The sequence below is a fragment of the Leptolyngbya sp. Cla-17 genome (assembly GCF_016807185.1).
Lineage (GTDB): Bacteria > Cyanobacteriota > Cyanobacteriia > Leptolyngbyales > Leptolyngbyaceae > ULC077BIN1.
Window position 1 is genome coordinate 2,135,971 of sequence record NZ_JAEVYN010000001.1, and the last position, 21,688, is coordinate 2,157,658.

Below are 21,688 nucleotides of genomic sequence, written 5' to 3' on the forward strand. Positions count from 1 at the left end.
TTTCAATCGATCGCGAGTTGAGAACCACCCCACACATCTTGGGGAAGCAACGTGCGATCGCTGGGTAGAGGTGCAACCGGCTCGGCTAACTGAAATTCTCCTGCCTCTATCCATTGCTTGAGTTCTAATGCGACTTGCCGCGACAGATAAACGCTTGCAAGCGGGGCGACTCGCACGGGTTTTCCCTCAATAGTGATCCGCCCCGATTTAAGCTGAGCATAGCTGACTAAGCCAAAGGTTGGGCGGACCCGCCTGGGGATAGAAAAATCCACAATAGGCGCAACCAATTCGCGATCTTGGACGGCGCAATGGGCAACGACAGCTTCGTTCAACATCGGTAGGGCGATGCCAACGCCCAACATCAAAGATGGACCATAGCTCTTAAAATAACAGCCTCGGACCCAGCGAGGATTCATTTGTTTTGCATCCCCAATTAGCGCGAGGGTAGCAGCAGGACCAATTGGTGTGCGATTGGGTAAGCGCTTTTGCAATGGAAAATGCTGAGTGCCTTCCCAGGCAACATAGCCAATGCCACCCCCTAAAAAAATCCGACTGCCAATGCCAACCAGTTGCAAATCGGGGTCATTTAGCAAGGGTGAAATAGCTCCAGGGCTTGAATAAACAGCATTGCCCAAACGGGGTTGCAAAGGACCCAAATAGGTAAACAATGGGCGATCGCCGCCATTCACCCCCACAATAAAATTTTGGTAAAGGTTGCGGGGATTGAACAGATAGAACTGATTAATCGTGTCGCGGGTAATCGTGGTCTCAAAAGAAGCGCGGGGATAGCAATCGGTCACCTGCCCGATCGCCCTTAAATTTACGCGTTTTCCGGCAATCAGATCTGCAATTACAGCTCCGCCGCCCCGCTCTCGCATCTCCTCGCCCTCAGCCGATTCTCCTACCTGAGTTGCGCCCAAGTATAAATCCACTGCCCCAAATCCTGAATAGGCAGGCACTCCATCGATCCAGCACTGCCGAATTTTTATGGGTGGATCGGTATGTCCCAGGTTGATGATTGCCCCAGAGGACTCCATCGGCTCAAACGTGCCCGTGGTTACGACATCCACTTCTTTCGCCGCTTGCGTCACTCCTGCCTCTGCAACCCGCGCTTTCAGTTCTTCTACCGTCCATACCACTACAGACTTGCGATTGATTTTGTCGTTGATTTCGGCGATCGTGCGCATGGGAATCAAGTTTTAAGAGGGCGAGACCAGGGATCAGGTTTGAGATGGATTGCTCGATCCTAACCCAGTCGCTGATCCCTCTGATCTTTTAATTCTTCTGCCACCCGCTGCATCAATTCTTGCCAGTCGCCAGGCTGATGTTGGCGAAACAGGCGCATTGTAGGATACCAAGGCGTATCGTCGCGATCGCTCATCCAACGCCAGTCTGCAACACGAGATAGCAATAGCCAGACAGGTTTGCCCATGGCACCCGCAAGGTGAGCAACGGAGGTATCTACAGTGATAATCAAGTCCAGTTGAGCGATCGCGGTGGCGGTGTCTGCCATATCGTTCAGGTGGTGGTTGAGATCTTGCAGACGTGAATCCCAGCCAAGCTCGGCAATTTCTACCTGAGGAATTCCTTTTTGCAAGCTGTATAGCGCGATGTTTGAAACGTCTAAAACTGGATCAAACTGCTTTAAGGAGAGCGATCGTCGATAGTTTTGTTTATATAAACTCCCGCCTGCCCAAACAATGCCAACCTTCAAAATTTGGGGATTGTTATTTGAGGAAGACGTGGCGATCGGCAGTTGCCAATCAGAAGCAGGCGGATGGATATAAGGCACTGAGTGCGGCACCGTTTCTAGCGTGGTGCCCAAAATTGCAGGCAAGCTCATGAGCGGCGCATACACATCAAATGCAGGCAGTGGCAAGCCCAGCGGAATAAACTCTGCAATTCCTGGCAAAGTAGACAGCAAGCGAATTAAGGGACGGTGACAAGTGAAAATGACTCGTCCACCGCTTTGAGTGGCGATCGCCGCATAGCGAATAAATTGCAGCGTGTCTCCCAAACCTTGTTCTGCATGTAGCAGAAGGGTTCGCCCCGCTAGTGGCTTTCCATTCCACACGGGCTGCTTAAACGGACAGGGCGGAAACTCCCCTGTCCTAAACCGCCATTCATATTCTGCAAAACCCTCCTGAAAATTGCCTTGCTGGATGAGCATCAACGCTCGGTTATAACGGGCGATCGCATGGTTTGGACTAAGGACGAGGGCACGATTTATCAGACTGAGTGCTTCATCTAAATTGCCCTGATCAAGCTTTGCTTTGGATAGCCCAATGAGGTTATCAAGGTTGTCAGGCTGAAGGGCAAGTGCCTGTTGATAAAAATGAACTGCAAAACTCGATTTCCCTTGCAATTGCAGAGTAGTTCCAATGCCGTTAAGCGCAATGATGTTGCCAGGATTTACCGCTAAAGATTGTTGATAAAGCGCAATTGCTGGCTCATACAATCCTTGCTCTAAGTAGATGCCTGCTAAAACATTGTGAGTTTGCACATCTGCTGGGGCAAAGTTAATTGACAAATTGAAGTTGGCGATCGCCTCATCCATCAAGCGCTTTCCCTGTTTCCATAGCGCCAAGTTCAGGTTTTCTCGCGCTTGCCGATGCTCTGGGCGAATGGTTAACACCTGCCGATACAGCGCAATTCCCTGCTCCAAGTTGCCCCGCTGACAGCAAATCACCCCCATCATTGCCAGCGCATCCGCATTTTGGGGCTGCTGCTGCAAAATTTGTCGATACAACTGCTCGGCTTCGACAAATTTTCCGGCTTGATGGTGAGCGATCGCGCGATTGAATACTTCAGCCGCATTCACAGACGACGGATTGAGCGGGAAGGAGCTAGTCAACAATCGTCTCCTGAACCGTTATGAAAGAACAGGTTTAGTCTATCGCTTCTACCCGCGATCTCAAAAACAGGGTCAATATATCTGGATACATTGAGACGTTTGAGAATGGGAGACTTTTCGGTAATATAAATTACCGTCTCATCGGCTTTGTTCCATGCCGATCCTGCCATGATGATCGAAATTGTTCCCTTCACAATTGAGCTTCACCCAGCCGCGATCGCAGGGACCAGCTTGTGGTCATTGGCACTTTACCTGGGCTTATCCCCGCTCAGCGAATGGGTAATTTATCAACTGAATCGCTGGTTTAACTTTGCCGAGCGATCGCTCTACATCTCGCAAGAAGAATTTGAACGCACCCGTCAAGGACGAGAAGCCCAAAATGCTTTTTACGCCTCTATTTTTAGTATTTTCCCCTTCTTCATCTTCGGTGGGCTGTGTAACTTTGGCGTGGAATCGACTCTGGGACAAAGCTGGGCAATCAGTACTGGCACCTTGGCATGTCTGAGTTGTGCCGTCTATGAACTGGGACGCAGAGACGGAATGGAGTGAGTAAATTGCACATGTGTTTGAGTTCAACAGAATTCAACACCTGTGAGACTCAGTTGCCATCATCTCTGCCCTTACATCTATGAGGGTAGGGAAACAACAGAGCGTCGGAGTCTGTTTTAGCCTCGTAGAAACCCACGAATACGAGCAGACGTTGATTCCCAAAACTTAGTGGACATGTTTGAATCTGTTCTTTGAAGTGCCCAAGCTTTTCTATAAATCTCTAACTTTGTTAGCTAATTCACATAATTGATAGCTTGAAAGCCCTAAACTCTTTCCAATCATTCAGTGATAAAGGGGAAAGTACGAATTAAGCCATTTTACTCTTGCCAAAAGGCTTACCAAGCTAGGTTTTCAACCTTTTTATCTCTAGATATAGGAGAAAGCCGTAAAAATACCTCTCAAGGGGTGTGTGCATTTTGTCAAACATTTGTTATCTTCTGTAATAATCACATCAGTACAAATTGAATTTGGAACCCTAAATAGATTTGCTGCTGCTTGATTAAGCCAACGCTCATCCTCAGCCAGTTGCGGCTTGATGACATGTACTCTTTCATACTGGAGTGTAATTATGAGTCAACCTGTAGATCTTTCTTTGGAGCAACAGTTCAGCATTCGATCCTTCGAAAACCAGGTGGAAAGGATGAGCCGTGAACAGGCTCAGGATTTTTTAATCAAGCTATACGAGCAAATGATTGTTCGTGAAAATATGTACAAACACTTCCTAAAACAGCAGTGGGGATTAGAGGCAAGCCCTCAGCTTCCATAAATTCCTTGTACGAGTAGGCAACCTCGGTCTCTCGCTTTGTTCCTGAAGGAAAAAAGCTGGGGAGGTGGGTGCCAACCTCTAAATTTAACTTTTACCTTACATGTGCTTCTTAGGCGGTTTCTAAATGCTGCAGAGTGTATTCATTGAATAGTTATTAGTTTTTCTAGCAAACATTATTTTTTAGTTACGCATTCGAGTTGTGATTTTATGATGCAGAGTGGGACACAGAACTCTTAGAAATGTTCACATTGCCACAAATCTGAAGGTTTCAACCTTCATGTAAATATTCTGTTCGAACTGCGTTGACGGCTTACCTTTATTCAATCTGCCTTAACACAGTCATCTATCATCATTCGCTTCTGGATATCCCATCATATTAGGTCCGATCAGCGTAATGTCATACTCATCGGGTGCTGCTGTTATGATCTCTTCTCGGCTTAGTAGAAGGTAGGTTGCAGTCACTTTAGGACCAAATACTATTTCATCTTCGTGCTCTAAGGTGTGAGCGCGAAGTCGACTACCATTGATCAACAAACCATTAGAGCTTGATCTGCCTGCCGGAACTCCATCGACAATACGATAGCAATAGGTGCCATCGTCATTGCTCAATTGCACTAGGGTGGCGTGGCGACGGGAAACAAATTGAGAGACTAAACGGATATCACAGTCAGGATCGCGGCCAATCGAATGAAGATCACGATCTAGGGTAATCTCTGCACGACCCTTATCGTCTTGAATAATAAATATATGGCTTTGATAGGCAGCAGTAGGCATGTGGAGATGCAAACAAACAATAAAGAAAAATTCTGATATAGCTGATGATCTTACAATATCTTATTCGCGATCGCCCATCGGAAAACCTCATCAATCAACGTTCAGAGAGGGCTGAGCATTTTGAGGAGAAATAGTCCAATACAGCAAGAGTGAATTGGTGACGACACTGACCGAGCTAAATGCCATCATGGCACCAGCAGCGGCTGGACTGAGCAAAATGCCGTAGCTAGGTAACAAAAGCCCAGCAGCGAGGGGAATCCCCACCAGATTATAGGCAAATGCCCAAAAAAGATTTTGACGAATTTTATTGAACGTAGCACGACTTAGGCGAATTGCTTCTACGACATCCAACAGCCGATCGCGCATGAGAATGATACCAGCGGTTTCTGTGGCAACATCAGTGCCAGAGTGCAAAGCGATGCCCACGTTGGCCTGAGCTAAAGCTGGCGCATCGTTAATGCCATCGCCAACCATGGCGACCGTGTAACCCTGTGCCTGAAGTTGGGCGATCGCGTCCGCCTTGCCGTCGGGTCGGATATTGGCCAACGTATCAGCCGATGAAATATTCAGCATTTGGGCAATGGTGGTTGCCGTATCAGAGTGATCACCCGTGAGCATTTTTACGGTTAATCCCATTTGCCGCAGTTGAGCCACTGTTGCGATCGCGTCAGGACGCAGCACATCTGCGACGGCAATTAAGCCAACGACGGTTCCCGCTAGGGCAACATACACCACGGTTTTACCTGCAACAGCCAGCATTTTTGCGTGAACTTGAACCGCTTCGGCGATCGCAATCTCGTTTTGCATCAGCCAGTCAGCCGTTCCCATCAGCACCCGTTGCGGCGGCTGAGCCAACTCTTCAGAACATTGCACCGTTGCTGCCACTCCAAATCCTGGCACCGTTAGAAAATCTTGGGCTGGCAAAAGAGAGATCGCCTGCTGCTGAGCCTGCTGCTGAATTGCCAGGGCTAAAGGATGGCGGGTGCCGCTTTCGACGGTCGCAGCGAGTTGGAGGAGTTGGAAGGGAAAAGTAGATGGCGATCGCTCAGCGTCTTCATCAGAGATAGGGCAAGTGGCAAAAGGCGATGGTGAAGCGTCAGGAGAAGACCCTGAGAAGATGTCTTGATTTTGAATTGGATCGATGACCAGACAATCGGTGACAGTTGGTTTGCCACTGGTGAGGGTGCCAGTTTTATCGAAAACAATCGTGTCCAGGGCGTGGGCACGCTCCAGAATATCGCTGCCCCGAATCAGTAAGCCACGCTCAGCACCAATCCCAGAACCAACCAGAATTGCGGTTGGCGTAGCCAGTCCAAGAGCGCAAGGGCAGGCAACTACCAGAACGGCGATCGCAATTTTGAGGCTAAGCAGCAGCGGCGAGGGGGTGCTGGAGTGATGAAGCATATGGCTCGGCACCGTAAACAAATGGGTTAATACTGAATGCCCATCGCCTAAAATCGAAGGTCCCATGCCAGCTAATTCGGCTGCCCACAGGTGAGTGCCAAGGAAATACCAAAATAGAAAGGTGAAGGTGGCGATCGCCAGAATGCCATAGGTAAAATAACCAGCAACGGTGTCTGCAAGCTTTTGAATGGGGGCTTTGCGAGTTTGAGCCGTCTCTACCAATTCAATGATTTGGGCAAGCGTGGTGTCGCTGCCGGTGCGGGTCGCTTGAATAGCGATCGCGCCCGATTGATTGAGCGTGCCAGCAATAATGAGATCGCCGACTTGTTTCATCACGGGCACTGGTTCGCCCGTCACCATAGATTCATCCACTAAGGTTTGCCCTACAACAATGTTCCCATCCACCGGAACTTTATCTCCAGGCAAAACCTGTAGCCATTCGCCCACGCGCACCGATTCAGCCGGAATTTCGAGCGGTAAGACTGACTCCTGCACCTTGAGTCCTAGCTCTTCACTCGCCACTTCCAAGTTCCGAGCAGGAATTAAGCGGGCGATCGTGGGTTGCAGTGCCAGCAGGGATTGGAACGCCGACGCAGCACGGTTACGGGCTTGTTGCTCTAGCGTTCGCCCCAGCAAAATGAAGCCCACCAGCATCACGGGTTCATCAAAAAAGCATTCCCAGCCTAACTGAGGAAAAAGCAGCGCAATCAAGCTAGTGAAATAGGCTGTGAGAGTTCCTAAACTGACAAGGGTGTTCATGTTGGGGGCGTTCCGCCGTAAGCCTCGCCACCCATCCATCACCATGGCGCGCCCAGGAAACATCAGGGCAAGGGTCGCCAGCCCACAGTGAAACCAAATATTGCTGAATCCCGGCAGAGTAATATCTGCAAGCTGTTCTAAGTGTCCTAGTGCCGACAGAAATAATAGCAGCGTCGCGATCGCCAAGCGCCGAAGCTGTTGCTGCGTTTCTTGCCGCCGCCGTTGGTGCAGATCAAACTCGTGGGGAATCGCTTCGCTGCGATTGCGATCGCCTTTAGGCAAGCGCGGCTGGGAGGGAAATCCTGCCTCTGTTAAAGTATTTGCCAGGGCGATTGGCGTGATGGTTTCCGGAACATATTGTACTGTTGCCACTTCCGTTGCCAGGTTTACCGTAGTGGCAACAACACCCGAACAGCGAGTTAATGTTTGCTCAACCGAACGCACACAACCTGCACACATCATTCCCATCACGTCAATCGCAATCGTTTCAGTAGAAACGGACGAAGGCTCTAATCGTGATGCTGGCAGAACTTCTAAAGAGTCAGAAACAGACTGGGACACGCTCATCTTCTTCCATAAACCCTATCTTGAGCGTAGATGAAATTTGGCAGAAGTGCTGAGCTAACCCGTAATTAAATGTCTATCCTGTCATCAGAAAGAATAAGTGGTTCGCACCACGGTAATGAAGACATCATCATTGTCGGCACGCTGGTTTAGGGCTGGCAGCCACATAATCCCCGGTGTAATCGAGATATTGTCGTTCAGTCGATAGCGATAAAAAGCTTCCACATGGAAGGCATCATCGCGGTCAACCACGGTGCGCTGCTGTCCGGCGAGTTTTACTCCCTTCAAACTCGGTTCAGCTCCAGCAATAATGCCCGCTAAACTACCACGCTTGATTAAGTCGGGAAATAGCAACGCTCCGGCATAAGACCAAATATCGCCGCTGCCGCCACCACCGCTCAAAAAAGTAGCGCGGGTATAGGTGCCCCAACCGCCCAGCACAATGCGATCGCTGAGTTTGAAATAGCCCGCGGCTCCAAAAGAATCAGTGACAGTAGGGCGGTTAGGAGGCGATGGGAAGGCTCCTTGAGAACCGGGCAACAGATTGCCTAAAAAAGTTCCGGTTGCTGTTCCGGCACCGCCATAGCGAAAGTCACCCGCATTATTGTAGGCATGAACGTAGGTTAGCCCCAGTCCGATACGATCGCCCGGTTGAATCGATACCTGCGCCAATGCCGAATAGTTGCCGTTAAATAAGCCAGCCTCCCGATTGGGATCATTTGCCCGGCTTGCCAAGTAACCCACGTCGATCTTAAAAGCATTACCCAGCTTAAATTTAATTCCAGCACCCGCTCCATTTCCACCAATTCGGTAGATTGGGTTAAATTGACCGAAGCGGCTCAGCGCACCATTCCCGCCATCCTCATCATCTAAATAAGGACTCAGTGTTTCTGCATATCGGAAATGGGAACCTCCACTGGCAAACGCTGTCACCGTTGCGAAACTGCCAACAGGCGTGCGATAGCTCAGCAAACTTAAATTGACTGAATTGTTGGAAAGCGCCACGCTGGAGTTGTCGTAGGCAAGCCGTCCTTCGTTGGAGTAGAGCAAGTAGGCAGAATTTGCGCCCCCCGTGGTTCCGCCTGATCCCAAAGTGGGAATGGCGTTTCCGGCTTCTAAGCGAGTGGTAAGCAGATCTTGCCCATTAAAACTGGTGAGAAAATTGAGCCGTACACGATTTTGCTGAACTCCAACTCCCCTGCCCGCATCGATTGGCACTCGTCCAAAACCAGTCGCATTGTCACCACCCATGGCATCGCTGCGAGAAAAAATTGCTTCTCCAGAAAGCCGAGTGGTCACAGAAAACTGCTGTTTTTCTAAAGTGGCTGTCCGCACTTCCAACCCATCTACACGACCGCGTAAAGCGCTTAACTCGGTAGCAAACTCCTCTTGCAGTCTTTTAATGGTTTCTAAATCTTCTTTGCTGACAAAATCAGCCGTTGCGGCGGCAAGCAAGTTTTGAATTTTGTCGAGACAGGCGTTTAATCCGGCTGCAAACTCATACCGGGTTGTGCCACGGTTACCACGATAGGTTCTGTCGGGATAGCCCACAATACAGCTATACCGTTCTACTAAAGATTGCAGCGCCTGAAAGGCCCAGTCAGTGGGCTGAACATCAGTTAACTGAGAAACGGAGTTAACCTGTTCCATGCCAATTGTTGGCACATCTGCTGTTGGAACATCTGCCGCGATCGCTCCTGTAGCAAGAAATCCACCTGCAATAATTCCCAAGGTCATCGCTGTTCCAGCAGTTGCAAAACAACCTGCTGCGCTACCAACAAAGCTATCAACAAAAGCTTTTTTCATGAATTTTTCCTTAAAGGCACTCTACTCACGTCAGTAGGATAGGCATCTTTTAAAGTGAGAGGAACAGATCTAAGGAACAGTTCAATCTCTGTCATACAAGGGGTTGAAAATTCATAAAGGTAGATTTTATACCCCCTACTCTTGCGTACCTTTTGGTTGAGCGATACGTCCAAAAGTCTGAGTCAGACTTTTGATCCGTTCTGCCAATTCGGGCGTAATTGAGCCACCCCAGTATCGCCATTCCCAATTGCCAGAAGGCTTGCCGGGATAATTCATTCGAGCAGGAGTGCCTAGCCCCAAAAAGTCTTGCAATGGAATAATTGCTAGATTGCCCACAGAGCTAAAAGCAAGCCGAATCAGATCCCAATGAATCCCTTCTGAGCTAATCTGCCCAAAAACTCGAAGAATCGCATCGTGCTCCCACTGTTCGCGGCTTTCATACCAGCCAACAGTGGTGTCGTTATCATGAGTGCCCGTGTAGACGACACAGTTACGCGGATAGTTAAACGGCAGAAAGGGATTGCTGGGATCTGAACCGAAGGCAAATTGCAAAATCTTCATGCCAGGAAAGTCAAAGCTATCTCGCAGGTCTTCTACTTCGGGGGTCATCAGGCCCAAGTCTTCTGCCAAGATCGGCAGTTTGCCTAGCTTGTCGCGTAAAGTTTCAAAAAACTCTTTGCCGGGCGCTTTGACCCATTCGCCTTTTTCAGCGGTGCGGTCTTCGGGCTTAACCTCTGGGTCTAGTTCCACCACCCAAAAGGACTCAAATCCCCGGAAGTGATCAATCCGAATCACGTCAACATAATCCAACATGGCTTCAAAGCGCTGAATCCACCACTTAAAATTGGTTTGTTGGAGATGCTCCCAGTTATAAATAGGGTTGCCCCACAGTTGCCCAGTGGAACTAAAGTAGTCAGGTGGTACCCCTGCCATCAGATCAAGTTCGTGGGTTTCCTTGTTGAGGCAGAAGTTTTCTGGGTTTGCCCAAACATCGGCACTATCATGGGCAACATAGATGGGAATATCTCCAATGATTTGAATATCGCGATCGCTAGCATATTGTTTAAGCTGCGACCATTGGGAAAAGAAGGCGTACTGCAAAAATTTGTGGAAGGTGATTTCGGAATTAAGCTGCTCTCCCCACTGTTGTAATGCTGCGTGCGATCGCGTGACTAATTCTGGCTCCCACTGATACCAACTGGCACCTCCATGCGCTTCTTTCAGCGCCATAAAGATGGCATAGTCATCCAGCCAGTAAGCCTTGCTTTCACAAAATCCGGCAAATTTGGTGCGCTGGACTTCTGAGGCTTTCTCCTTAAAAGTATTGCAAGCCTTATGAAACAGCGGCATTTTATAGTCAAGAACTTTTTCAAACTCAACGCGATCGCCCGAAAACTCTGGCACATGCCACAAATCTCCATCTTCCAAAAAGCCACTGTCTTGCAGCAGTTCCAGGCTAATCAAAAGAGGATTGCCCGCCAGAGCGGAGTAGCACATATAAGGAGAATTGCCGTATCCAGTGGGTCCTAAAGGTAATACTTGCCAATATTGCTGTCCACTAGCGGCTAAAAAATCAATGAATTGATAAGCCTCCAAACCGAGATCACCCACGCCATAGCGACCGGGGAAAGAGGTGGGATGGAGTAAAACGCCGCTGGCTCTGGGTGATGACATGATAAACCTGTGTAGTTGAATGATAGGAAGCGACAGCTCTACTTGGCTCTCTTTGTTGAGAGATCGAAAACGACCAAATGCGCTTCTCTTTAGGGAAGAGGGTTGGGATGTAATTTGCTCACCCTGTGGTGAACAAATTGGTCGCTTATCGCATACGATACATTGCTTCATCTATCCTGATGGAGAGCAATTTATCAGGAAGCAGTCTCAAGATAGAGATTAGCGGAAATTTTACCGACTCGACGTATCATGCTCAAAACTAACATCCGACATCTCCTTTCATGCCATACCGCAACCCTACGCCTACCGTTGATATCATCATTGAACTGAGCGATCGCCCCCATCGTCCGATTGTGTTAATTGAGCGGCTTAATCCGCCGTTAGGTTGGGCACTTCCGGGGGGATTTGTGGACTACGGCGAGTCGGTTGAAACAGCAGCGCGGCGAGAGGCCGAAGAAGAAACAGGATTGCAGGTGGAACTGGTGGAGCAGTTTTATGTCTACTCTGACCCAAACCGAGACCCGCGCCAGCACACCTTGAGCGTGGTATTTTTGGCGACGGCGCTTGGAGAGCCCAACGCTGGCGACGATGCAAAAAAATTGGAATTATTTGAACCGTGGCAAATTCCAAGCAATCTTTGTTTCGATCACGATCGCATTTTGCAGGACTATCTGCGCTATCGAAACTATGGAATGAGACCCAGAATCATCACCTAAAAATTTGAGATCTAAATTGGGGTACGGCAAAGGCAAATCTGGCGATCGCGATTAAATCTGTATTTTTTATTAAATTTTGGATCTAGAGCACTAGTGCTTCATTTGACCTGGGCACTCTAACTTCACTGAGAAGTTAAGTATTCAGATGGTATCCATTATGTCAAAACACGAGGAATTTCGGTCACAGCGGTTTTTTCACTCATTGGATGGGTTGCGGTGCATCAGTATTCTGGCGGTCATGTGGCACCATACACCAGGAAAATGGCAGGGAATTCCGGCACTCGCACGGGGATTCTTAGGTGTCGATATGTTTTTTGTGTTGAGTGGTTTTCTGATCGCCACCTTACTGTTGCGAGAGCGAGATAAAAACGGTGACATAGCGTTAAACCAGTTCTATGTGCGGCGAACGCTCCGAATCTTTCCGCTTTATTACGGCGTACTGATTCTTTTCGCCATTGGGCTGCCGCTGTTTGTGCCCCAGGGAAAGATGGCACATGAGTTTTTTAGTGAACTTCCGTTTTATTTAACCTGCACTTCGAATTGGATTAGACCAGAGGGTATGCTCGCGGTCGCATGGTCACTATCCACGGAGCAACAGTTCTACGCCATCTACCCTCCCATAGAAAAATTTGTCAAAAACACTTCCATCAAATTTGCCTTGCTGGGTAGCGTCATTGTTGTCAGCCAACTGATTAACTTTGGTCTGCTTAGCCAACTGCTTGCGGCGATCGGACTTAATTACCAAGACCCAGAAATTCTGCAAGCAACCTTTACACCTATTTGTTTTGGGGTGTTGCTGGCTCATGTTCTACACCGTGAGTCAGGATTTCAAGCCATGGCACGCTGGTTACAACCTACCTGGACTCCTGTTGTGCTATTAGCCCTAACCTTTTTGGCCTGCAATTTACCAACAGCTCATCTTGCCGGATTTCCTAGACTGCTGATTCAAATGCTGATGACCATGCTGTTAGCAAGCTGTGTAATTCAGGAGAAGCATGGGTTGAGCGGCCTATTCAACTTTTATCCAGTTCGACGGACTGGCGTGATTAGCTACGGCATATATCTACTACATCTGCCTGTGTTTACCTTCTCCGCTTTTATTCTTAAGCCAATGGGCACAGTTTCTCCGGGTACTTTGTTTTTACTCTGTCTATTGCTTACAATCATCGTCAGTGAAATTAGTTTCCGGTTTTATGAACAGCCGTTTCTGAAGCTGAAACGCCTATTTGAGCCGAAGACGCCTATTCTGGATCCATTGGTTTAGTCCAGTATTTGTCCATTTCAATAGTGTTTTCAGGCAATTGCTATGTCTCGTGAAGTAATCCGTACAAATTTAGCTCCGGCTCCGGTAGGCCCTTATAACCAAGCGATCGCGGCTTCTGGTCGAATGATATGTGTGGCGGGGCAGATTGCCCTCGATCCACAGACAGGAGATGTTGTGGGCGCAGGCGATGTCACACAGCAAACGGAACAGGTGATTACTAATCTCAAAGCGGTTTTGACCGCCGCTGGCGCAACCTTAGAGGATGTGGTTAAAACTACGGTATTTCTGAAAGACCTGAATGATTTTGTTCGCATGAATACGGTCTATGCCAACTATTTTAGTGAAGCGAATGCACCCGCTCGCGCCTGCGTGGAAGTGGCTCGGTTGCCCAAGGATCTACTGGTAGAGATTGACTGCATTGCGGTGGTTGAAGCTTAATTAGAAATTAAGGGTGCTCTATCGCAACAGTTGAAGCTTAGTTAGAAATTAAGGGTGCTCTATCGCAACAGTTGAAGCTTGGTTAGAAACTAAGGGTGCTCTAAATGCGGTGATGCGATCGCCTATGCTACTTTTTATGAAGATCCTTCTCCACTCCGGTCCTTATGACACCTGAAATTCTTAAATCCATCAAAGTTTGGAGCCAATTTATTCACCCCGTTTTAATGTGGGTATTGCTTGCATTAACCGTTTATGCGCTCTATTTAGGGATAAAAGTTCGCAAAACCCGTTCAGCCCAAGGCGACGAAAAAAAAGAATTGATCAAAGGAAAGTTCAACCTAAAGCACTATCAGGTGGGTTCCTTATTGCTAGCGCTCATGGTAGTTGGGGCAATTAGCGCAATGGGCGCAACCTATATCAACAGTGGCAAGCTATTTGTAAATCCCCATTTGATTGTAGGGTTGGGTATGACTGGAATGATTGCTGTCTCGGCTTCATTATCGCCACTCATGCAAAAGGGCAGCGATTGGGCGCGCTACACTCACATTTCTTTAAACCTGGTGCTAATGGGTTTGTTTACATGGCAGGCGATAACAGGCGTTGGTATCGTTAAAAACATCATTAGTCGGATGTAACTTCTGCTGTTGGCTCACAGCATCACAACTGTGGTGATAGGGACGCGAAATTTCGTGTCCCTATTATTTTGAGCGATCGCGAATGGCATCATAACGAGATAGCAATTCCTTGATCGCAGTCACGCTAGTGGCAAGTCCGCTATTGTCCTTCAAAACGCCTTTATTAATCCCTACGACTTCACCATTGGCATTCAGCAAGGGTCCACCAGAATTGCCTGGACTAAGCAGACCTGAACTGAGCTGCAAACTGCCTTGCTCAGTGGTGCGCAGAAAGGTGCCAGTTGTCATCGTTCCAGCCTTGCCACCGGGACTGCCGATCGCATAGACGCGATCGCCCGGTCGCAATTGCAAGGTGTTTTCCAGGGTGATGGTTGGCAACACTATTGGTATGGCTTTTGTTTTCAACTGCATGATTGCCAAATCGTAACGCAAATCAAAATCAACAATCTCCGCTTCATAGACTTCTCCAGTTGCCGTTTTTACCGCAGGAGAAATGGAGTTTTCAATAACATGTTTATTGGTCAAAACTAGTCCATCTGTTCGCATAATCATTCCAGATCCCAACTCTTTTGCGCCATATACTGTAACGACAGCGCTATTTACTTTCTGATAGATGAAATTCTCCTGCCTTTTTTCAACCTCTAGAGGAATTATTTTCTCAGCATTTTTAGCTTGAGTTTCTTGAGTTTGATTAGCTTGATCTTTTTCCGCATTTGTTGGAGCCAAAATTTTTAGAAAAGTGAGAGTTGCCAATGCCAAACCGAGCAATATCAATCCACTGCTAATCATTAAATAGTTAGGTTTCATGCCTCAAAATCCATCAAAATTTATGCTTGAGCGATCGCTGCCGCTGGATGAGATCACTCAAACGAGTGATAGAAGAAATGCAGCATCTGCTTGAATAAGCTTACAAAGACAGTTCCAATCAATCGATATTTAGTGAAGTATTCTCCATCGAAGCGCATCCAATTAAACCTTGCTGCTACTATTGACCTGCTTAGTTTCTAAAAAATTAGAAAAAGAACGTCAAGATTCCACGTCGGCAATTTTCTTTAGAACAGTGACCCAGGAAATGATCGTGAACCTTAAAGATAGTTTTATGCTGCTTGCAAGTGGGCTTGCAGTTAGCATCAGCCTAGCAGGGTGTAATAGTGTCCAAACTCAAGAGCAATCTGCCGCATCCAGCAGCGCTTCTTCGACTGCTTCTCCCCAAATTAGTCAAACTCTTGGAACAAACTCTAGCCCTACTGTCTCAAAGTCAGATACAACAACGACACCCAAACCATCTCAACCATCACCGCAATTAAACCCGCCCTTGACGGTAGAAAAATTAAAAAATGCAGAATATTTCTTTCTAGCCAAAGGACCTATCAAATTGGTAAACGGTAAATATATAGATAAAAGCACTCAACGAACCATTTCTTTAGATGACGTTGTAGCTTATGGCGATCTAAATAAAGATGGCGTAAAAGATGCGGCTGCGTCTCTTAGAGTTGCGATCCCCAATTCTGGCGATGTGACTTACTTGGTAACAGTGGTCAATGAGAAGGGTATCCTCAGGAATATTTCTTCGGAATTTGTCGGACCTCAAGTGAGAGTAAAAGAGATCGCAATTAAGCCTGCTGCCACAATTGAGGCAAAAATCCAACAGTTTCGACCCGGCGATCCAGCTTGTTGCCCCAGTTTAGAACTGATCCGAACCTACAAAATTCGCGACTCAAAAGCACCCGTTGAGACGAAGGCTGCTCCTAAAAAATAGAGATCAATTGACTTTTATTCAAAGTAGGGAAAAGTCAACAATTAAGATTTCTACAAAGAAGCATATGGTAGACTAAATTATCATTTTCCATCACGTAGAGTTTATCATTTACAGTGTTTTGATAGATTCTATAACCGTGGGCAGATGTGATTTTTGTACACTCAACACTGCACATCTTCAGAAGTGTGTTGCATCACTTTATTAGCAATGCGATCGCTTTTTGAAAGTCTGGGCAGGTGAAGATTAAGAGATCGAGGAGCTTATGGAATTACTAGCTTTTGTTCATACGGCTGTCAATTACGAAGATTCCGCACCTGATCCAGAGGTGACAGTGTTGGATCGAGAATGCATTAAGGCTTCGGGTTCTGCCTTGATGACTTTGGCAGGTGCAGCAGTAGTAGCGGTATCTGTTGGAAGTGGAAATGCAATGGCATCTACTGCATCCTATAGTGCAGGTGCGTCCGGTGATGAAGTAACTCATATTCAAAAAGCTTTAGGCATTGAAGCAGATGGTGCATACGGTGCTAAAACCGAGGCATCGGTAATGGACTTCCAAGTGCGTCAAGGCTTAAAGCAAGTGGATGGTATCGTTGGTAAAGAAACCGCAACGGCTCTTGGCTTAGACGAAAAGTACAAGCCTGTAGATTTAGGCGTTGTTGATACCTACAGCGGTATTGGCTTAAATGTTCGCAGTGGTCCAGGACTTGACTATCGCCGCATTGGTGGTTTAGCGGATGGCACTGTCGTAGATACCTACGGCCAAGTCGTTTCCTATGATCATTATGGGTACAGTTGGCAGCGTGAGGCTGGCGGCGGATGGGTTGCTACAGACTATGTGAGCGACTATTACGAACCCACCAGCTACGAAGAAGTAAGTTATCACCATGATCATTACCATGATCATCACCACTCTGACGAATACTATGACGATGGCTACTACAGCCCTGTTTCTTACACCCACGGCGGTGGCTATGTCGGAACCAATACCGGCATCGGCTTAAATATCCGCTCTGGTCCAGGGCTGGGCTATGGTGTTGAAGGTGCCGTTTCCGATGGTACCTACCTACCCACAGTCAATGGCACTGTTTACCAAGATGGCTATGACTGGGAAGAACTTCCCGACGGTAACTGGGTTGCTTCGAATTATTTGGAATAGTTCCAAAATCCGTCTTAGTTATTGCTGAATTAATTTGGGGGATGCAGAGATTATTCTGTATCCCTTAATTTTTTGACTCAACTCATGGGCTGCCTAAGCGATTTTGCTGCATGAATTCTTTAACTGCGTCGATGCTGGTGGCGAAACTGTTGCGATCGCTCTTGCCCGTTTTAGATCGCTTGGCAACTCCTTTATTCACGCCAATCATTTCTCCCTGAGCGTTTAACAGCGGTCCGCCAGAACTCCCCGGCTTCAACAAAACATCTGATTCTAAATCTCCGTTCGAGCGGATTTTGAGCAAGCGCCCTTCGGTTACTACTCCTGCCTCACCCAACGGGCTACCGATCGCGCAAACGGATTGACCCACTTCGACAATCTGATTAGAGGCTAGCTGCACAATGGGTAACATCGCCTGAGTTTCAATCTGAAGTAACGCCAAATCATTGCGGCGATCGGTTGCAATCACCTGCCCGTTGTAGCGGTTACCCTCTAAGGTTTCGACGTAAAGCGATCGCCGTCGTAAGCGGTTCACTACATGATTATTGGTCAACACTAACCCATCAGGACTAACGATACTACCAGAGCCAATCTCTCGCCCCGCATAAACGGTTACCACAGCCGAACCCGCGGATTGGCACCCGGCTGTAAAAGATGGCGCTTGTGAAATATTGGGTTCCGCTTGAACTGGATTGTGAACCTCTGCATCCGGTGAAAATGGAAAAACGGCGGATGGCAAAGAACTATAGGGCTGACCTGACTCAGATTCAATATGCGGCATTTCGCCCAGATCAGATGCGCCTTGAGTGGGCAAAAAGAATGTGAGAACGCGTGCTGCCGAAATAAAAGCAGCCGCCAACAGTAAGCCTTTAAACCCCATTTAGCCCCAGCCAGCAGAGAACAACGCCATTGTATTAAAACAGCAGGTTTTACTCTAACAGTTTTCTACTCACGCTAAGAGGCGCTACTCTCCTACAGATTAGCTGTCTAAATCCGTCTCAGATTTGCGGAAAAACCAGCGATTGGAACGCTTTGGAATGGTAAGTCCGTGGGTTTGGTGAAAATCTTCCAAAACCTTGTGCGTCAGCCGTGTGGAAACCTGACGGATAATTTGACGCAATAGGCGATCGCCTGTGCTCTGAACTAACGCCTTTGGCAACGCGTGAATAAACCGGGGAAACTGAATCATCACCGTCAAATCTAGCTGCCATTGCACACAGGTGGTGACAGGTAAGACTGCGCGATCGCTTTGAGCCTCATGATTACACTCTGGCAACCCTTCTACAAGTTCCATCGCTGCTCGAAAATCCACGTCGTAGCCTACCGCACTGTACCCTGGCACAGGCACTGTTTCAATCCGGTAAATACCTTCTTGCTGAGGCAGCAGATCTAACCCAATCTTTGGCTCCACCTCGTAGCCGAATGAGCCAAAGCGACCAATCAACAGAGCATAGCTATTAGTGCCAATTGGCTCAACTTTCATGGGGTGGGCACATCGATGAAACCACTCATGATGGTGATCCAAGTATTGAGCAACTGTGTGCGCATCGGCACACATTTCCATATGGTCTTCAAATTGACTGTAAAAACGCATTGGCTCATTCACAGGCTGAGCAGTATCCTCTGTAACTGAAACTGAATAGCCAGCATTTGATAGGACTGACGCAGTGTGTATCACACCGTTGGGCACTTCAGCAGGTTGTTCGGTAGAACGATATGACTGCATTCGCTTCGTATTCCCAGAATAATGAGTAATAACTTTTTTAGAGTTCCCTCGTAAGCGGGATTCTTATCGAATCAATGAAATCCTATCTTAGATGTAAGCTGGAAAAAATTGGTCAAGCAAACGATCAAAGCATTTTTATTGTTTCAATCTACTCATTTTTAGATCCGTCCATTATGAGTCTGATCGCAAACTGCATCAATTCCTAAAAAGTAGTGCTAGTCATTCCTTGTAATAATCCAGTAACATATCATCCAATTTGAGGGTTTATTTATGAAAGCGTTTGTTGCTGGAGCGACAGGTGAAACCGGGCGGAGAATCGTGTTAGAGCTTGTTCAACGACAGATTCCAGTACGAGCATTGGTTCGCAATGTAGAATCTGCCCGCTCAATTTTGCCAGCGGAAGTAGAGCTGGTGATGGGAGATGTACTGAAGCCTGAAAGCCTCAGCGCCGCGATCGCTGACTGTACAGTTCTACTATCCGCAACGGGTGCTCGTCCTGGTTTCGATCCTACCGCTCCTTACCGCGTCGATTTTGAAGGCACCAAAAACTTGGTCAATGCGGCGAGGGTAAAGGGAATCGAGCAATTCGTTATGGTGTCTTCTCTTTGTACTTCTCAGTTTTTTCATCCCCTAAACTTATTCTTTCTAATTTTGGTTTGGAAAAAACAGGCAGAAGAGTATCTGCAAGCTAGCGGGGTTCCTTATACCATTGTGCGACCTGGTGGTCTAAAAAATGACGATAACGCGGATGGTGTAGTCATGTCTGGAGCAGACACCCTATCTGAAGGCAGTATTCCTCGAACTAAAGTGGCTCAGACCTGTGTAGAAGCGCTATTTTCGTCTGCGTCTCGCAATAAAATTGTTGAAATCGTTGCAAAACCTGAAGTTTTAGCTCAATCCTATGAGCAGCTATTTGCCAACGTTCACTGAGCAATTTTTAGTGTGCAGCAATAGTGTTTTTGTTACAGCAGGAAGCGATCGAGGGCTGACTTCAATTCCTGAATTTCTGTTTCAATACTGCCTTCGCGGGCAGCGCGGGCAATACATTCAGTTAGATGATCATCCAAAATAATCCGTGCTACTCGGTCCAAAGCTCCGCGAACTGCTGCCACTTGTACTAATACATCAGGGCAGGGTCGATTTTCTTGAACCATTGCTTTAACGCCGCGGATATGTCCCTCAATCCGAGACAGCCGATTTACAACTTTCCGTAGCGACTCTTCGGTATGGACGTGAGGATGACTTTTGGATGAATTTTCATGGGAATGATAACCATCTTCAATTTCTACGTCATGCTTGTGGGGAAGCTCAGAAGCGGTCATCTAGATTGCAAATATGAAAGTTCTCAATAGATTCTAGCCTAGGTGTTAGTGGAAGTCGCGTAGAAACCCTCTACTAAAGGTCGGTAACCCCTACTCAGCCGTATCTCCTCTAGATGGATCGAACCATTCTAAGACTGTCAAAATGGTGAAAAGGTTTGGCAGCATTTACTTCCACTGAATAGTGTGCTGCCAATTCTAGTTTGAGCAATGTCGAAGGTATGTGATATGCATGTAGTCAACCTTTTTGAGTTCCTGCGCCGTTTTGCTTATCCAGCGATCGCCTTTGGAATATCGGTTCTTCTAGCCTTTCAAACTTTGCCGAGTGCTTCTGCGGCGACTCTGGAACCTACACCCCTCAAAGCGGTAGATACAGCGGTATTACCCAAAGTGGAATTGAGTAAGGGCGGAAGCTTTGTGGCAGCAGCTGTAAAAGCGGTTGGTGCATCGGTGGTGCGAATTGATACGGAAAGAACAGTAACTCGGCAACGCTCTACTGATCCAATGATGGACGATCCCCTGTTCCGCCAATTTTTTGGGGGTGACTACTATTCACAAATCCCTCGCGAAGAGCGAATGAGAGGTCAGGGATCGGGTTTTATTGTGGATCAGACTGGAGTGATTTTGACCAATGCGCATGTAGTGGATAAAGCCGATCGCGTGACAGTTACCCTAAAGGATGGGCGCGTTTTTGATGGCACTGTGAAGGGAGTGGATGAGGTGACTGATTTAGCTGTCGTCAAAATTGACGGTAAGGCTTTGCCGATTGCTCCGTTAGGCAATTCAGATAGTATCCAGGTAGGAGACTGGGCAATCGCAGTTGGCAATCCTTTAGGGTTAGATAATACGGTTACTTTAGGAATTGTGAGCACTTTAAAGCGCTCTAGCGCCCAAGTGGGCATTCCCAACAAACGACTGGATTTTATTCAAACGGATGCCGCCATTAATCCAGGAAACTCAGGCGGTCCCTTGCTGAATGAGCAAGGCGAGGTGATTGGGATTAATACAGCAATTCGAGCAGATGCTATGGGTATTGGCTTTGCAATTCCAATTAACAAAGCGAAGGAAATTGAAACCCGTTTGGCAAAGGGAGAGCGGATCACTCATCCTTACTTAGGTGTGCAAATGACGACCCTCACGCCAGAACTCGCCAAGCAGAATAATACTGATCCAAACTCAGCTTTTTTAGTGCCTGAAGTGAATGGTGTAGTTGTAGTGCGGGTGTTACCAAATACTCCAGCCGAAAAAGCTGGATTACGTCGAGGCGATGTGGTAACTGGTATTAATGAACAAGCGATCGCTACTGCTGAACAACTACAGCAACTGGTAGAAAGCAGCCAAATTGGTCAAACTCTTAAACTACAGGTGCAGCGCGGCAACCTTAGCAAACAGCTATCTGTGAAAACAGCCGAATTAGACAATGCTGCCTAAGGTGAAAAACGGTATGGGATAAAAAGTAAAAACTAAGTCAAAAAGGGAGGGGCAACTGCCCCTCCCTTTTTGGATACTTAATGGGTGTAATTGCAGA

20 protein-coding genes are annotated in these 21,688 nt (G+C 47.5%); 10 read left to right on the top strand and 10 right to left on the bottom strand.

Annotation, left to right across the window (positions count from 1 at the left end; genetic code table 11):
* Positions 1-2 precede the first annotated feature (2 nt).
* Both JOY44_RS09550 and JOY44_RS09555 read right to left on the bottom strand, forming a co-directional pair.
* Positions 3-1,187 carry a homocysteine biosynthesis protein gene (locus JOY44_RS09550; protein WP_171573350.1) on the bottom strand — a complete coding sequence of 395 codons (1,185 nt, stop codon included), beginning with the start codon at positions 1,185-1,187 and terminating at the stop codon, positions 3-5.
* A 59-nt stretch (positions 1,188-1,246) separates the two neighbouring features.
* The gene (locus JOY44_RS09555; protein ID WP_171573351.1) at positions 1,247-2,854 is read right to left on the bottom strand and encodes a tetratricopeptide repeat protein; all 1,608 of its coding nucleotides are present in this window, start codon (positions 2,852-2,854) and stop codon (positions 1,247-1,249) included.
* A 168-nt stretch (positions 2,855-3,022) separates the two neighbouring features.
* Here JOY44_RS09555 and JOY44_RS09560 point away from each other — a divergent pair, with 168 nt between their 5' ends.
* Entirely contained in the window at positions 3,023-3,403 is a 381-nt protein-coding gene (locus JOY44_RS09560) for a hypothetical protein (RefSeq protein ID WP_171573353.1), read from the top strand.
* 568 nt (positions 3,404-3,971) lie between these two features.
* Entirely contained in the window at positions 3,972-4,169 is a 198-nt protein-coding gene (locus JOY44_RS09565) for an NblA/ycf18 family protein (RefSeq protein ID WP_171573354.1), read from the top strand.
* A gap of 339 nt (positions 4,170-4,508) precedes the next feature.
* Here the strand turns inward: JOY44_RS09565 and JOY44_RS09570 are convergent, their stop codons facing one another.
* The 4 genes from JOY44_RS09570 to malQ form a co-directional block, all read right to left on the bottom strand.
* Positions 4,509-4,943, bottom strand: a complete 435-nt coding sequence (locus tag JOY44_RS09570; RefSeq protein ID WP_171573817.1) for an FHA domain-containing protein — start codon at positions 4,941-4,943, stop codon at positions 4,509-4,511.
* A gap of 90 nt (positions 4,944-5,033) precedes the next feature.
* The gene (locus tag JOY44_RS09575; RefSeq protein WP_242541734.1) at positions 5,034-7,667 is read right to left on the bottom strand and encodes a heavy metal translocating P-type ATPase; all 2,634 of its coding nucleotides are present in this window, start codon (positions 7,665-7,667) and stop codon (positions 5,034-5,036) included.
* A 90-nt stretch (positions 7,668-7,757) separates the two neighbouring features.
* Positions 7,758-9,476 (bottom strand): iron uptake porin, encoded by a 1,719-nt coding sequence (locus JOY44_RS09580; protein ID WP_171573356.1) that lies wholly within the window; start codon positions 9,474-9,476, stop codon positions 7,758-7,760.
* Positions 9,477-9,611: 135 nt separating this feature from the next.
* Entirely contained in the window at positions 9,612-11,150 is a 1,539-nt protein-coding gene (gene malQ, locus JOY44_RS09585) for a 4-alpha-glucanotransferase (RefSeq protein ID WP_171573357.1), read from the bottom strand.
* Between the two features lie 281 nt (positions 11,151-11,431).
* On the opposite strand from malQ, the gene JOY44_RS09590 reads away from it, so the two are divergent.
* The 4 genes from JOY44_RS09590 to JOY44_RS09605 all read left to right on the top strand — a co-directional run bounded on the left by JOY44_RS09590 (position 11,432) and on the right by JOY44_RS09605 (position 14,203).
* Positions 11,432-11,866: an NUDIX domain-containing protein gene (locus tag JOY44_RS09590; RefSeq protein ID WP_171573358.1), complete on the top strand. Its 435-nt coding sequence runs from the start codon at positions 11,432-11,434 to the stop codon at positions 11,864-11,866.
* Positions 11,867-12,023: 157 nt separating this feature from the next.
* The gene (locus JOY44_RS09595) at positions 12,024-13,130 is read left to right on the top strand and encodes an acyltransferase family protein (RefSeq protein WP_171573359.1); all 1,107 of its coding nucleotides are present in this window, start codon (positions 12,024-12,026) and stop codon (positions 13,128-13,130) included.
* A 42-nt stretch (positions 13,131-13,172) separates the two neighbouring features.
* Positions 13,173-13,568: a RidA family protein gene (locus JOY44_RS09600; protein ID WP_171573360.1), complete on the top strand. Its 396-nt coding sequence runs from the start codon at positions 13,173-13,175 to the stop codon at positions 13,566-13,568.
* Positions 13,569-13,732: 164 nt separating this feature from the next.
* Positions 13,733-14,203, top strand: a complete 471-nt coding sequence (locus JOY44_RS09605; protein WP_171573361.1) for a DUF4079 domain-containing protein — start codon at positions 13,733-13,735, stop codon at positions 14,201-14,203.
* Between the two features lie 63 nt (positions 14,204-14,266).
* Here the strand turns inward: JOY44_RS09605 and JOY44_RS09610 are convergent, their stop codons facing one another.
* Positions 14,267-15,010: a S1C family serine protease gene (locus JOY44_RS09610; protein WP_171573362.1), complete on the bottom strand. Its 744-nt coding sequence runs from the start codon at positions 15,008-15,010 to the stop codon at positions 14,267-14,269.
* A gap of 253 nt (positions 15,011-15,263) precedes the next feature.
* Between JOY44_RS09610 and JOY44_RS09615 the strand changes: the two genes are divergently transcribed.
* Complete coding sequence (locus JOY44_RS09615; RefSeq protein ID WP_203031960.1) at positions 15,264-15,962, top strand: hypothetical protein; 699 nt, start codon at positions 15,264-15,266, stop codon at positions 15,960-15,962.
* Positions 15,963-16,224: 262 nt separating this feature from the next.
* Complete coding sequence (locus JOY44_RS09620) at positions 16,225-17,118, top strand: peptidoglycan-binding protein (RefSeq protein WP_171573364.1); 894 nt, start codon at positions 16,225-16,227, stop codon at positions 17,116-17,118.
* 82 nt (positions 17,119-17,200) lie between these two features.
* Here JOY44_RS09620 and JOY44_RS09625 read toward each other — a convergent pair whose 3' ends face one another.
* The gene (locus JOY44_RS09625; protein WP_171573365.1) at positions 17,201-17,995 is read right to left on the bottom strand and encodes a S1C family serine protease; all 795 of its coding nucleotides are present in this window, start codon (positions 17,993-17,995) and stop codon (positions 17,201-17,203) included.
* A gap of 99 nt (positions 17,996-18,094) precedes the next feature.
* Positions 18,095-18,841 carry a DUF1997 domain-containing protein gene (locus tag JOY44_RS09630; protein WP_171573366.1) on the bottom strand — a complete coding sequence of 249 codons (747 nt, stop codon included), beginning with the start codon at positions 18,839-18,841 and terminating at the stop codon, positions 18,095-18,097.
* A gap of 270 nt (positions 18,842-19,111) precedes the next feature.
* Here JOY44_RS09630 and JOY44_RS09635 point away from each other — a divergent pair, with 270 nt between their 5' ends.
* On the top strand, positions 19,112-19,771 hold the full coding sequence (locus tag JOY44_RS09635) for an SDR family oxidoreductase (RefSeq protein ID WP_171573367.1): 660 nt from the start codon (positions 19,112-19,114) through the stop codon (positions 19,769-19,771).
* Positions 19,772-19,803: 32 nt separating this feature from the next.
* Here JOY44_RS09635 and JOY44_RS09640 read toward each other — a convergent pair whose 3' ends face one another.
* A complete protein-coding gene (locus JOY44_RS09640) occupies positions 19,804-20,163 on the bottom strand; it encodes a metal-sensing transcriptional repressor (protein WP_171573368.1) in 360 nt (119 codons plus the stop codon).
* 207 nt (positions 20,164-20,370) lie between these two features.
* Between JOY44_RS09640 and JOY44_RS09645 the strand changes: the two genes are divergently transcribed.
* Positions 20,371-21,591, top strand: coding sequence for an HhoA/HhoB/HtrA family serine endopeptidase (locus JOY44_RS09645; protein WP_242541735.1), 1,221 nt, complete (start codon positions 20,371-20,373; stop codon positions 21,589-21,591).
* Positions 21,592-21,688: the final 97 nt, after the last annotated feature.